The following is a 14,791-nucleotide window of genomic DNA, read 5'->3' on the forward strand; positions in this document are numbered from 1 at the left end:
ATACTTATATGAGACTTTTATTTAACTTAGATTAAGTATAAATAAGAAAATCTTTAATTCTTTATAAAGCCACCTTCTATTATACCTAATCCAAGTTTATTATGGATAAAATTTTTATATTTATTTTAATCTATTTTATTTTTCTTTATGCAATTTCATTTGACATCATATAAAGTTGATGATAAACTCCCTTTTTATCCAATAATTCTTTATGACTTCCTTGTTCTACTATTCCATTTTCATTTAAAACAAGTATTCTATCGGCATTTTGTATAGTTGTTAATCTATGTGCTATTGTAAGTGTTGTTCTTCCTTTTGCAAGTCTCTCAAGTGATTTAGAAACTAAGTATTCACTTTCATTATCTAGGGCTGATGTAGCTTCATCTAAAATTAATATTTTAGGATTTTTTAAGAATACTCTAGCTATACTTATTCTTTGTTTTTGACCGCCAGATAATTTTACTCCTCTTTCTCCAACATAAGTATCATATCCATCTTTTAATTCTGAGATAAATTCGTGTGCGCCTGCAAGTTTTGCTGCTTCAATTATTTGTTCCCTAGTTGCATTAGGGTCTCCATAAGCTATATTTTCATAAACAGTTCCAGCAAATAGATATACATCTTGCTGAACTATACCTATATTTTTTCTTAAACTTTTTAATGTAACTTTCTTTATATCATTATTGTCTAAATAAATGCTTCCTTGTGTAGTATCATAAAAACGTGGGATTAAGTTACATATGGTAGTTTTTCCTCCGCCTGATGGACCTACTAATGCCACTTTCTCACCTTCTTTAATAGATAAATTTATATTTGATAATACTTCTTTATCTTTATCATTATATCCAAATGATACATTCTTAAATTCTATACTTCCTTTTACATTATTCAGTTCTTTTGCATCTTCATCGTCAAATATATCTATGTCTGAATCCATTATTTCTATAAAACGCTCAATTCCAGTCATACCCTTTTGGAACTGTTCTGTAAATTCTACAATTCTCTTAACTGTTGCTAGTAAAGTTGTTACATATAATGTGAATACAAATAAGTCCGCTGGTTGGATAAGACCTTTCATCATAAATATTCCACCGGCAATTAATAAAACTAAATACATTATTCCGTCGAATATACAAGTTATAATTTTAAATCCAGCCATATATTTATATGTTTCTTTTTTAGTTCCCAAGAATTTTCTGTTATCTTGTGTGAATTTTTCTGCTTCTATATCTTCATTTGCGAATGCTTTTACAACTCTAACACCTAATAAACTATCTTCTAATCTTGAGTTTAATTCTCCAATTTGAACTCTTTGTTTTTTAAATGCTCTCTTCATTTTTCTATTTTGATCCATACTGAATATAACCATTAAAGGTATGAAGATAAATATTATCGTTGTTAAAGCTAAATTTATTCTAGATAAAAGTATAAATGAAATAACTATCTTTACACCTGCTATGAAAAATTCCTCTGGACAGTGATGTGCAAACTCAGTAACATCAAATAAGTCATTAGTTATTCTAGACATTATTTGACCTACTTTTGTATTATTGAAATATGAATCTGATAATTTTTGAATATGGTCAAATGCATCTTTTCTCATATCTGTCTCAATTCTAGCTCCCATTATATGCCCGATTCTAGTCATATAGTAATTTGCTATTGCATCTATTATTCTAAGTACTAAATAAACTCCTGCTAAACTGGCTATTAATTGTACCGTAATTGATGACAAGTCCTCAGTCCCTTTATTTGCAAGAAACCTTAATATCATAGGTAATATCAAATCACAGCCTGTAGTTAAAAATGCACAAAATAAGTCCAACAATAGCACATTTTTATAAGGCTTAAAATAAGGAATAAATCGTCCTATCAAATCCTTAGTTTTGTATTTTTTATTTTCCATTAAACAACCTCCCAATATATTTAAAATATTTTTACATACTAAAACACATCTGCCTAACTAACAGATGTTTATATATTATGATACATTTAATTATACATTTACCTCATATAAATTAACATATTATTTTCATGATTTTCCTAATATTTTCATTTCATTTTTCTGAATTTTTTAAATTAATTTTCAAGTATAAATTAACTTTTTTGTAAAATCTTTACTTTACTTTTTTTTTACATATTATTATACTTATCTAAAAGATAATTTAATTCTTAATAAAAAATAATTTTTAAAAAAAGGGGTTGATTTTAAATGGAAAACATACTAAAAGGTTTAGAACCACAATCAGTTTTAAATTATTTTGAAAAAATCTCTCAAATACCTAGAGGTTCTGGTAATGAAAAAGCAATAAGTGATTATTTATGTAATTTTGCAAAAGAATTAAATCTAGAATACATACAAGATGAACACTTAAATGTAATAATCAAAAAACCAGCTACTGAAGGTTATGAAAATTGTCCAGGAGTAATAATACAAGGACATATGGATATGGTTTGTGAAAAAAATAAAGATTCAAACCATGATTTCTTAAAAGATCCTATCCAATTAAGAGTTGTAGATGACATGATATATGCAACTGGAACTACTTTAGGAGCTGACAATGGGATAGCGGTTGCTTATGGTATGGCACTTCTTGCATCAAATACTATTAAACATCCTGAATTAGAAATACTTATAACTACTGATGAAGAAGTTGGTATGACTGGCGCTAAGAATTTAGATACTAGCGTTTTAACAGGAAAATATATGTTAAATCTAGATTCTGAAGAAGAAGGATGTATATTAGTTGGTTGTGCTGGTGGTAACAGAAACTGTACAACTTTACCACTTGAATTCAAATCTTCTGAAAAACAAGGATTCTTAATAGAATTAAAAGGTCTTTTAGGTGGACACTCTGGAATGGAAATAGATAAAAACCATGCTAATTCTAATAAATTAATGGGTAGAATATTAGACTTATTAACTATTGATTATGATTTAGTAAATGTAAATGGTGGTCTTAAAACAAATGCTATCCCTCGTGAATGCGATGCTGTTATAGCTATTGATACTAAAGATATAGATCAATTAAAAGCTGAATTGGCTAAAATAGAATCTATATTCAAACATGAATACAGAATTCCAGATCCAGACGTAAAAATTGAATTAAGTGAAACTTCTTTTGAAAAAGTTCTAACTGATGAATGTAAAAATAAAGTAATTCAACTTTTAAACTTAATACCATCTGGAATCCAAACTATGGCAGCAGATATGCCAGGTTTAGTGGAAAGTTCTATAAATTTAGGTGTTGTAACAACTAAAGAAGATGTTATGACATTTGAAGCAACTACAAGAAGTTCTGTAGAAACTAGAAAAGACTATATAAATAACACTGTAAAATTAGTTGCCGAGTCTTTAGGTGCTGATTATGAAGAAACTGACCATTATCCTTCTTGGGAAAGAGCTATTGACTCTAAACTAGAAGAAATAAGTATAGAAACTTACAAAAAATTAACAGGTAATGACCCTAAAATATTAACTATACATGCAGGTCTTGAATGTGGGTTATTCCTTAAGAAAATGGATGGCTGTGAAGCTATATCAATAGGTCCTAATGCTTATGATGTTCATACTCCAAACGAACATGTAAGTATTTCTTCAATAAAAAATGTTTGGGATTATTTAGTTGCTTGTTTAGAAAGCATGAACCAACATTAATATAAAATTTAATTTAAACGACAATGAAGGGGGTATGTCATTTGAATAAAAAACTATCTAAAGAGGCATATGGTGGAGTTGCAGGAAAAGACTACGTGCCATATATCACAGATAAATCGAAACTTGGAGGAAATATTGCTGTATTAATTATAGGGATTATATTTGCTGCTGTATTCGCAGCTTCTACAGCTTATTCAGGAATGAAAGCAGGACTTACTGTTGCCGCTGGTATTCCAGGTGCAATTTTAGGTTCAGCATTTGTTGCAATGTTTGCAAAACACAAAGGAATCCTTGGTAGAAACTTAGTTCAAGGTATGGCTAGTGGTGGTGAATCTGTCGCTAGTGGTCTTATATTTGTACTACCTTCTGTTATACTAATAGGTAGTGAATTTACTTTCTTAGAAGGTGTAGCAGTTGGTATAGGTGGAGTTCTATTCGGTATAGGTGCAGCTTCACTTGTTTATAACTATTTAATAATTGATCAACATGGTCATCTTATGTATCCTGAAGCTATGGCTATATCTGAAACTCTTGTAGCATCAGAAAATGCTGGCGGAGATTCAATGAAATTCATGGGAATAGGATTTGGTATAGGTGGTGTATTAAACACACTTTCAAGTTCATTCTTAAACTTAACAAACAATGTTATGTCCTTTGCAGGAAAATCATTCTACAAATGGAAATTCGACTTAGAAGTTAATCCACTTTTACTAGGAATTGGATTTATAGTAGGTATGGATGTTTCTTTAACTATGTTTGCTGGTTCAATATTATCAGCATTTGGTATAACTCCTTTACTTGCTTATTTTGCTGAAATGGCACATGATGGAGCTATGGTATGGAATAATCCTTCACTTGCAGTAAATCAAATGGCTGTTAGTGATATTGCTGGTTCTTATGTTAAATATATAGGTGCTGGTATGATGTTATGTGGTGGTATAATAGGTGCAGTAAAACTTATACCTACTATAATAGCTTCAGTAAAAGAAACTATGAATGCAAAATCATCTTCAGAAGATGGTGAAGGTTCTTCATCTTACTTAATAATATTATTAGCTGGTACTGTTATAGGACTTATTGCCTCATTTATAATATCTGAAAGCATAGTAATGACTATAGTTGGAGCTATTTTATCATTTATACTATCTTTATTATTTGTTATAGTTGCTGGTAGATTAACAGGAACTATTGGTACTTCTAACCTACCTGTATCAGGTATGACAATAGCTTCATTAGTTATAACTACTGTAGTATTTGTTTCTATGGGATGGACTTCTCAAGCAGACAACAAATCTCTACTTTTATTCGGTTCATTCATAGTTGTTGCTATAGCAATAGCTGGAGGATACTGTCAATCACAAAAGGTAACATTTGTTGTTGGTGGTAATAAAAATGAAATGCAACGTTACTTTACAATATCTGCTATAGTTGGTGTTATAGTTGTTGTTGCTGTTATGGTTTTATTAACTGAACAATTACAAATAACTGGAGATAATCCTCCATTTGCTTTACCACAAGCTAACTTAATGTCTACACTTACATCTGGTATAATGTCAGGAAATCTTCCATGGGTTATGATAATAGTTGGTGTATTTATGGCAATAGTACTACACTTCTTAAATCTATCTATAATGACAGTTGCTATCGGATTCTACTTACCAATTTCAACTACTTCTATAATATTAGTAGGTGCTTTAGTTCGTGAATTTATCGAAAGAAGTACTAAAAATGAAGTAGAAAAAGAAGTAAAAGTTAGTAATGGTATAAGTTTATCTTCAGGACTTGTTGCTGGTGGTTCTATACTTGGGCTTATCGGTGTAATCTGTCAAGTAACTGGTTTAGTTGGAGGAAATGGTCCTAGTGGATTTGCTGCAGGAAATGGTATGGCTGTTGTATTATTAGTTATACTAGTAGTATTAACTGCTCTTCCTATACTAAATTCAAAAGTTAAGGGTCATAAAAATGAATAATGAAGACTCGTTAAATGTAGTATTTAAAATTTCAAATAGTATAGACTATGAGGTTAAGGATAAGATTGTAACAATATTAGAAAAACAAAATCATCCTATACAAAATTTTTTTAGAAAATTAAAATTTAGAATTCCTCTTTATAAAAAAATTAAACTTGATGAATATGGCAGCTTCATTTTTTTACAAATAGATGGGAAAAAAACAGTTGAAGAAATAGGCGAAAACTTGGAGTCAGAGTATGGAGATGCTACTCATCCTCTTTATGAAAGACTTACAATGTATTTAAACCATATACATGTTAATTGTAATTATATCGAGAGAATTAATTAAATAAAATAATATAAAAAGGAGTATTTAATTTAGATAAAATCTATTTTAAATACTCCTTTTATTAATATTATTTTTCTATTTTAAATATATTATTTACTTCTTACCTGTTATCAACTTTTACTAGAGTTAGTATAAGCTTAACCCTGAAGCTTTTTCCAATCATCAGCATAAGAGTCTAAAATTCTTTTTAAAACAACTCCTATTTCCGAATAAGCTTCATCATATAGATTTGCAAGTGATATTCTAATAGACCATTCAGGACCTGCAAATCCACCTCCTCCAAGTAGAACTATGGATGATTTTTGAGCTAAATCAAATAAAATATCAACTGGTTTATAATTTGCTTTTAAGTATTCTACAAACTATTCTATCTATAAAAGGAACATTTTCCGGAACTGGATTAAGATCTGCATATCTTCTCATAGTTCTTTTTCTTATAGAATATGGTAACTCTTTTATTAATTTATCAAAAACATTATTTTCATGAAGGGCTATAGTTCCTAATCTCCATCCTGTAACTCCAAAATATTTAGAATAAGAATATACTCCTATCGTATTGTATGGTAAATCAGCCATCAAAGATCTAAATCCATGTATAAAAGTTCCATAAACATCATCAGAAATTATCATTAAATCTTTATTTTTAGTTTTTACTATATCTACAATTTTTGAAATAGATTTTTGTGATATAGCTACAGATGGTGGGTTGCTAGGATTTACAACAAATAATGCTTTTATATCTGGGTTACTTAGCTTTTCTAATTCTTTATTGCTACATTGCCAAGTATGTTCATCATTTTCATCTATTTCATCTGCATTTATATAAACCACTTCAAATTCATATCTTGGAAGATGTGGTATTTCTAAATATGGAGTGAATACTGGTGTCATAATAGCTATTTTATCTCCTTTTAAAAGAAGGTTATTTGCTATTAATGAATCAAATATATAACACATTGCAGCAGTTGCACCTTCAACTGCAAACACATTAAATTCTCCTCCTTTTTCCACATCATATTTCATTTCTCTTTTTAAATATTCTTTTACTATTTTTTCTATGTGAATTAACATTCTATCTGGAAATGGATAATTATCCCCTATAATTGCATCTGTCAATTCATGCAGAAATTCATCTTTATCAAAATTCAATTCTTCTATACCATAATCTATTATTGCTTTTAATGTATCTATTCCTGGCATAAATTTATTATTCTCAACATAGGTGCAGAACCTTTTGTATATCCCTGTTTTTTTAGGCATACCAGTCAAATCACCATCATCCCAAGTATACCTACTTTCTGTTATTGCAAATTGTCCAAAAGTAAAAAATGCTTCCCTTGGAGTTGATGCTATCCAGTTTGGATTCCCACGACCTGCATCAAGTAAAGTACGTGTACTCTTTCTATTTGATAAAGTTGCCAATTCTATTAATTTATTTTTAAACTCAAATGGACTTATTTTTCCGTATATATTTTCTAGTTCAAGTCTGCTTATATTTTTCATTACAAATTTCCTCCTATGATTATAAACTTATATTTATAAAAACGCTTCTGTAAATTAACCCCATTCACTTTTTATATATAACATATAAGGTATTTTAAGTAAAGTATTTTATTTAATAAAGTTGTGCATCGTTATCAACCTTATTAAATAAAGTTTATATATATTTTTATTTTGTTTAACACGCAGTAATTTAATCAAATAAATTCATATTTTATTTTTTTTAATTAAATTATAATTATTCATAAAAAAGTTAATATCTATGTTTAATACGTAATTATCATCTATCAAAAAATCTACATATTTAAGATTCTTTAGAGTAAAGATTTCTTTATTTCCTCTTCTAGAAAATTTATACTAATTTTAAATATTTTTTTAAAAAATGGTAAATAATAAAGATGTAATAATTTACATTTAGGAGAGTGAATTTATATGTGGAACAAAATAGCATTGGTTTTAGTTATAATTGGTGCCCTTAACTGGGGTTGTGTAGCACTTTTTGCAACTGATGTAGTTGGCTTTATATTTGGAGGTACTTATTCTGTTTTCAGCAGAATAATATTTGGATTAGTCGGATTAGCTGGTATTTTCTTAATTCCAACATTATTTTCAAATAAAAACACCGACTAAATATAAAATCTAAAAATAAAAAGAGAGCTTAAGTAAAATTACTTAAACTCCCTTTTTGTTTTATCTAAATCTCTGGGTTTACTGGTAATATTATTACAAATGTACTACCTTTTCCAAGTTCACTTTCTACATAAATTTTACCTTTATGTAATTTTATAATTTGACTTGTGATAGTTAATCCTAAGCCACTTCCTGATTTCACAGGCTCGCTATCTTCAACTTGACTAAATCTATCGAATATACTTTTGTGGAATTTCTTATCTATACCTGTACCAGTATCTATAACGCTTATTTTTACCTTATCATCTAAATCTTCAATATCTACTGTTATACTTCCTCCTTCAGGAGTAAATTTAGCAGCATTACTTACTAAGTTTATTATACATCTTTCAAGTTCATACGGATCGCAATTAATCATTTTTTCCTCAATTTGAGGGTCAATTATAAGGTCAATTCCTTTTGAAGTTATATAATCTTTTAATGTTAGAGCTGTTTCTTCAACTAAATATACTATGTCTATTTCTTTTAAAGTTATTTGATACATATCATTTTGTAATTTACTACTATCTAATATATTGTTTATTAAGTTTAATAGTCTCTTACAATTTCGCTGAGATATATCAACATAATAGTTTAATTTTTCTCCGTCAATTATTGAATTTTTACTTAATCCTTTTAATAATTGATTTGTACTACTCATAACATTTAAAGGTGTTCTTAATTCGTGAGATAAATTAATAAAGTAACTATTTTTATTTCTCTCTAATTTTAAGTTTTTATTATGAAGAATTGTATTTTTCTCCATTTCTTCTTCTAAATCTTTTGTTCTTTCTTTAACTAATCTGTCTAGTTTTTTAACTTCATATTTAGATTTTATAACGAATAATATTGCAATAAGTATATATATAAATATCGCAAGAGAACTTCTCCAGAAAGGAGGTTTTATTGTAAATGTAACGCTACTTGCTTCACTTTTGTTTCCACCCGTATCTATAACTCTTACTTCAAAAGTATATTTTCCTGGTGATAATTCATTGAATGTAACATAGTTGTTTTTTGTTGTGAATACTTCTCCACTAGCACCAATTAATTTATACTCATACATCAGGTTTTTATTGCCTGAGTATATAGGTGTGAAGAATTTAATATTTATATTGTCAGTATGACTACTAAACTTCTTGCCATCTATGTTAGAGTATTCTTTATGGTCGATATTAAAACCATCAAATAAAACTTTTGTACCACTATTCATTTTATTTATGTCTTGAGGATAAAATGTATTTAATCCATTTATACCTCCAAAGAATAGCTCTCCACTTTCACTTTTAAATGATGCATTACCATTAAACTCATTACTTTGAATACCATCTGTTACACTTAAGTTTTCAATTTTACCTGTTTCTGGGTTTAGTTTACTAATACCTTTATTTGTACTTGCCCATATATTATCATCATTATCAACTAGTATCCCATAAATTGTATTATTAGCTATACCATCTTGCGCAGTATATCTTTCAAAGGTTTCTGTTTTTGGATCAAACTTATTTATACCATAACTAGTACCAATCCATACATTCCCTTTGCTGTCTCCGTTTATATATCTAACACGGTCACTACTTATAGACGATTTATCCTTTTTATCATGTTTAAAATATTTAATTGTTTTTTCGTTTCTATTTATATAACATAAACCATCATCTCGTAATAATCCTAAATAATAATTTCCGTAGATATCTTGATACATATGTTTTATATATTTATCATCACTTATGTAGTCAGTCATATCTATAATTTCATCAGTTTCAATATTTATTAAACTAAGTCCATTTATTGTTCCTACCCATAAATAACCTTTATCATCGACCATGATATCTTTTACTGCATCATTTACTAAACCATCTAATGTAGAGTAGTTTTTCATTGTTGATGTTTTCTTATCTATTTTTAAAACACCACCATCAGTCGCAATAAATATAAAATCTTTGTATCCAGTTATGTCATTTATCATATCAGACTGAATTATATTATTATTTTCAGTACTTATACTTGTAGAGGTATTGTTTTTTCTGTCGATAATACTTATACCTTTTAACTTTGAACCTACCCAAAGATATCCGTCGCTATCTTCATATACTCCATGAACCATATTTTCATTTAATAAGTAGTCATCATCTTCACCAGCTTTGTAGTGTTTAATACTGCTATTTGTATCAAATATACTTATTCCAGAATATGTTCCAATCCACATAATCCCTTCTTTATCTTGAATTATGGATTTTATATTGTCATATACTAAACTATTTTTGTCATAAATTTTATTTTTATAAATATCGAAATTATCTTCTTTTTCATTGTAATAAGCTAATCCACCATCTGTACCAATCCATAGGTCTCCATTTTTATCTCTTAATGTTTCCCCAATTTGGTTTGATGGTAAAGATTTATCATCATTTGGATCATTTTTATATTGCTTAATTTCATTAGTTTTTGTATTTAATTTAAATACACCTGAATTTGCAGTACCTATCCATACAAGGTCCCGTTTATCATCACAATACATATTATAAATTGAATCTTCAACTAATGAGTTTTCCTCTTCTTCTCCACCATATGTCTCTAGTATTTTAAAATCTTTAGATATCTTGTGAGCACCTAAATCAGTCCCTAACCATATATTCCCGTGTTTATCCTCATCTAATGAATATATCATGTTAGTCATTAATCCATTATCTTCATCTAAAACAACTTCAAAGCAATCCTTTTCTTCATTATAAATACTTAATCCTTCATAAGTTGCAACTATCATTTTATTATCTTGAGTTTTTATTACTTCAGAAGTACTGTCAGTTTTTATTTTACCGTTTTCTTCTGTATAATTTTTAATTTCATCTGTATCAGGATTTATTTTATTCATCCCTTGAACAGTAGCTACCCATATATAACCATCATCATCTTCTGTTATATCAGTTATACCATTATGGCTTATACTATTTTTTCCTTCCTCATAGTTATATATTTTATACTCATATCCATTGTATCTATTTAAACCATCACTTGTACCAATCCATATATATCCCTTACTATCTTGGAATATTATCTCTGCTGTAGATTGACTTATACCTTGTTCAATATTCAGATTATTGAATGTAATATTCTTATTACTTGCATATGATTCCAATAGACATAAGTTGAATATTATTATACTTAATAAAAATAATATAATACCTTTTTTAACAAATGTCTTTATACCCATATTATTTCCTTTCTTATTACTATAAATTTATTATGAATAACAATATATTACTATACATCGCCAAATTTTTCAATATTCTACATTTATCGACAAAAAATTTATTATATACCATTTAATCTATTTCAAACCATTTTTTTAAATTAAATCTAATATACGTTATTATAACTTATTTTAAATTTAAGTTTTAAATATATAAAAAACCATACAACCTTTTATATAGATTGTATGGTTTAATTTATATATTTTGCTAATCAATAGAATCACTATTTAATTTTTCATAAAATTTGTCTTTTGGTATTCTGATAAAATAATATTCATTTTTATTTCTTTTAAATGTTATGCTTTCACCATTGTCATCAGTTGTTATGATAGCTTGAGTTTTATTACTATCATTTTCAATTTCAATTTCTATAGAATTTTTCATTGATTTAATTATATTATAAGATGCATTTTCTTTAGAATTATCTGAGTAATATATATCTATATCATTTTTCCAACCAATTCTCAATAATATATCATCTTCACTAGATCTACATTCCCAATAACCTTCAACATCATCTATTTGCAGTGTTTGTTTAGATGATGCTTGTGAATCTTCTAATGTATTATCAGAAGACTTTTCTTTTAATTTACTACATCCAACCGACATAATTGTTATTAGCAATAAAATAATTAATTTCCTCATAAGTTTGGTTAACTTCATTTTATAACTTATTCAACACCTTTATATAAATGTCCTAATGTTGTGTCCATATCTTCAAAAACTTCAAGTGATTTTGCATCAGCTACAAAATCATTTTCTATTACATCTATAAATGATTCTGTTATTTTTTCTATTAATTCTGGTGTTTCATGTGTAAAATCAAGTCTGAATATATTTATTCCTGCTTCTGAAAGTTCATCTAGATTATTTATTAAGCAATTTGCACTTGAGTTATATATAGTACTTCTGCAGAATATATCTTGTGATACTCTGTACTCTTCGCCTTTAAAGTCTCTAAGTACATATTTACTTTCTTTACAGTTAGCACATCTTTTGTCTTTTTTACAGCTTCTTGCTACAACACCCATTGGACAATATTCACTTAACATCATTGGAATATATCCATATGCCACTGTTTCAATTTCAAGGTCTGTATATTGTGTAGTTTCTTTTATTTCGTGTAGATTTAATTCTTGTGATATACAGACAGTTTCTGCTCCTTCTTTTTTGTAGTGATTTATTGTTTCACTGTTGAATGGATTTAAATAATAATCTACATCAAATTTTACACTTTCACTATTTTCTTTATAATACTTAACTTGACCTAATGCTGAAATTTGAACATGGTCTTTGCAATATTCCTCTGATTTTTCTAATCTTTTATATTCTCTATTTCTGACGATTCTAGGTGCACTATAAATTAATTTTTTATTATTTGCATTGGCCATTGTCATTGCTTGTTCTATAGTGCTTACATCTTCATAATAAATCATATCTATATCTAAGTTTAAGATTGATTTTAGAGCTTCTATATTATTTACTTTTACTCTTATTTTTGACTTATTGTCTGCATTTCTAGAATATATTTTAGGTGAATATTTTATATCGTTGTCTTTATACATTCTTCCCTTAACTGATATTCTCGCATTATCTAATAACTCAATTGCTTCTCTACGCATTTGATTTATTAAACTTATAGGCATACTTACACCCTCATCTAAGTTTATTTTTAATTGGTCAATTTCATAAGGTGTATTACCTAGTTTTTTAATTTGAATTTCTATTTTTTCTTCACTTAAAGCTACTTTTAAAGCTTTTTCTACTAATTTATCACCTTGAACAGTTACTATATTTTCATTTTTATCTATTAATCTAAGTTCTGGATAACTGTCTAATTTAATAGATATTTCAGCATCAATTAGACTTTTAGCAAATTCTTTATCTTGTGTATAAGTTTTTTGAGCTCTATCAATTAAATCAGTATCTGAAGTTTTGAAAACTAGTTGATTCTTTTTAGCTTCTCCTATAAAGTCAAGTTCTATTGTTTCTCCTTTATAACCTATTTGAGTAATATCTTTTCCTTTTATTATTCTTCCGATAGTTCCTCCACCTAAGTTGATTCCATCACCTTTTTTAAGAGTTCCTTCTAGTTTTATTTTTAGTCTTTTCGCTTTTTTATTGTAATCTACTACTTTACCAACATAAAGACCTTGGTTGTTTGGCACATTGCTATTCATAACTTCATCGCCAACTTCACCTAAAATAAGACCTTTTGTGAATTTTCTGTTGAATATAGTATATAAATCTTCCATTGTTTCGTCTGATATATTTACTTTTTTAGTAGTTTCATACTCATCAATAGCATCTCTATAACTTTTTATAACTGTAGCTACATATTCTGGCTTTTTCATTCTACCTTCAATTTTTAAAGATAAAACTCCAGTATCAATTATTTTATCAATTTCTTCAATTGTATTTAAATCTTTTGTACTTAATAGATAGTCTCCATTGTTGTGTATTTCTTCTCCTGTAGATATATCTATCATTGTGTATTTTTGTCTACAAGGTTGAGCACATCTTCCTCTATTTCCTGAGCGGTTTCCGATCATACTACTCATTAAACATCCACCAGAGTAACATACACATAATGCTCCATGAACAAATATTTCTATATCTACATTTGCATTATCACAAATATATTTTATTTCTTCTACTGTAAGCTCTCTCGCTAAAACTACTCTTTTAAATCCGATACTTTCTAAATATTGAACATCTTCAAGTGAGTGAGCAACCATTTGAGTACTTGCATGAAGTTCGAAATCTGGAAGTAACTCATGTATAAGCATTGCTGCTCCAATATCCTGCATTATAATAGCATCTACATCTATGTCATATAAAAATTTAGCATACTCTACAAAGTCTTCAAGCTCATTTTGTTTTATTAATGTATTTGTAGTAACAAAAACTCTTACGTCTCTTATATGAGCATATTTAACTGCTTCTTTTAGCTCTTCTCTATCAAAATTGTTTGCTGAAGCCCTAGCACTAAAATCTTTTCCACCTAGATATACAGCGTTGGCTCCATTTTGTACAGCTGCTTTTAAAGAATCAAATGAACCAACGGGTGCTAATAATTCTATTTCTTTCATAAATTTCTCTCCTATTTATCTATACTTATTTTTATAATTTACAAATATTAAAATTTACATACGATTACTATTATATCATCTTAAGTCAAAAAAAATATAGTTATGTATTTATTATTAGATTAAGATGATTTTCAAATTAATATAATACCAAGTTTTTTATAATATTAAACAGAAAATTCACTTCGTTCATGGCGCCAACGACTTCGTCCGTTGCTTAAAATTCACTTCGTTCATGGCGCCAACGAATCAAAGATTCCGTTGCTTAAAAGTTAATAGGTTGGAAATTATACATTATCCACAAACCAGATAATATATAA

General features: G+C 27.9%; 8 protein-coding genes and 1 pseudogene. 4 read left to right on the forward strand and 5 right to left on the reverse strand.

Annotated elements, in window-relative coordinates:
* Positions 1-145 precede the first annotated feature (145 nt).
* Positions 146-1,906 (reverse strand): ABC transporter ATP-binding protein, encoded by a 1,761-nt coding sequence (locus ABCM86_RS02695; protein ID WP_343003437.1) that lies wholly within the window; start codon positions 1,904-1,906, stop codon positions 146-148.
* 306 nt (positions 1,907-2,212) lie between these two features.
* On the opposite strand from ABCM86_RS02695, the gene ABCM86_RS02700 reads away from it, so the two are divergent.
* From ABCM86_RS02700 to ABCM86_RS02710, 3 genes are read left to right on the forward strand one after another with little or no spacing between them, the layout of a single operon-like run.
* Complete coding sequence (locus tag ABCM86_RS02700) at positions 2,213-3,658, forward strand: aminoacyl-histidine dipeptidase (protein WP_195931645.1); 1,446 nt, start codon at positions 2,213-2,215, stop codon at positions 3,656-3,658.
* Between the two features lie 41 nt (positions 3,659-3,699).
* A complete protein-coding gene (locus ABCM86_RS02705; protein ID WP_295573262.1) occupies positions 3,700-5,628 on the forward strand; it encodes an oligopeptide transporter, OPT family in 1,929 nt (642 codons plus the stop codon).
* A complete protein-coding gene (locus ABCM86_RS02710) occupies positions 5,621-5,959 on the forward strand; it encodes a PqqD family protein (protein WP_022071063.1) in 339 nt (112 codons plus the stop codon). Before ABCM86_RS02705 ends, ABCM86_RS02710 begins: the two co-directional genes overlap by 8 nt.
* Before the next feature lie 137 nt (positions 5,960-6,096).
* On the opposite strand, the pseudogene aspD reads toward ABCM86_RS02710, so the two are convergent.
* Positions 6,097-7,462: pseudogene (gene aspD, locus ABCM86_RS02715) on the reverse strand (aspartate 4-decarboxylase).
* 429 nt (positions 7,463-7,891) lie between these two features.
* Between aspD and ABCM86_RS02720 the strand changes: the two are divergent.
* Positions 7,892-8,089: a DUF378 domain-containing protein gene (locus ABCM86_RS02720; RefSeq protein ID WP_022071061.1), complete on the forward strand. Its 198-nt coding sequence runs from the start codon at positions 7,892-7,894 to the stop codon at positions 8,087-8,089.
* Positions 8,090-8,153: 64 nt separating this feature from the next.
* On the opposite strand, the gene ABCM86_RS02725 is transcribed toward ABCM86_RS02720, so the two are convergent.
* From ABCM86_RS02725 to ABCM86_RS02735, 3 genes are all read right to left on the reverse strand, one after another.
* Positions 8,154-11,342 carry a two-component regulator propeller domain-containing protein gene (locus ABCM86_RS02725; protein ID WP_343003438.1) on the reverse strand — a complete coding sequence of 1,063 codons (3,189 nt, stop codon included), beginning with the start codon at positions 11,340-11,342 and terminating at the stop codon, positions 8,154-8,156.
* A 247-nt stretch (positions 11,343-11,589) separates the two neighbouring features.
* The gene (locus ABCM86_RS02730) at positions 11,590-12,006 is read right to left on the reverse strand and encodes a hypothetical protein (protein WP_343003439.1); all 417 of its coding nucleotides are present in this window, start codon (positions 12,004-12,006) and stop codon (positions 11,590-11,592) included.
* 47 nt (positions 12,007-12,053) lie between these two features.
* On the reverse strand, positions 12,054-14,474 hold the full coding sequence (locus ABCM86_RS02735) for a DUF3656 domain-containing protein (RefSeq protein WP_343003440.1): 2,421 nt from the start codon (positions 14,472-14,474) through the stop codon (positions 12,054-12,056).
* Between the last annotated feature and the right edge of the window lie 317 nt (positions 14,475-14,791).

The sequence above is a fragment of the Clostridium sp. 2218st1_F5_2218SCRN_220325 genome (genome assembly GCF_039062665.1).
Classification (GTDB): domain Bacteria; phylum Bacillota; class Clostridia; order Peptostreptococcales; family Peptostreptococcaceae; genus Intestinibacter.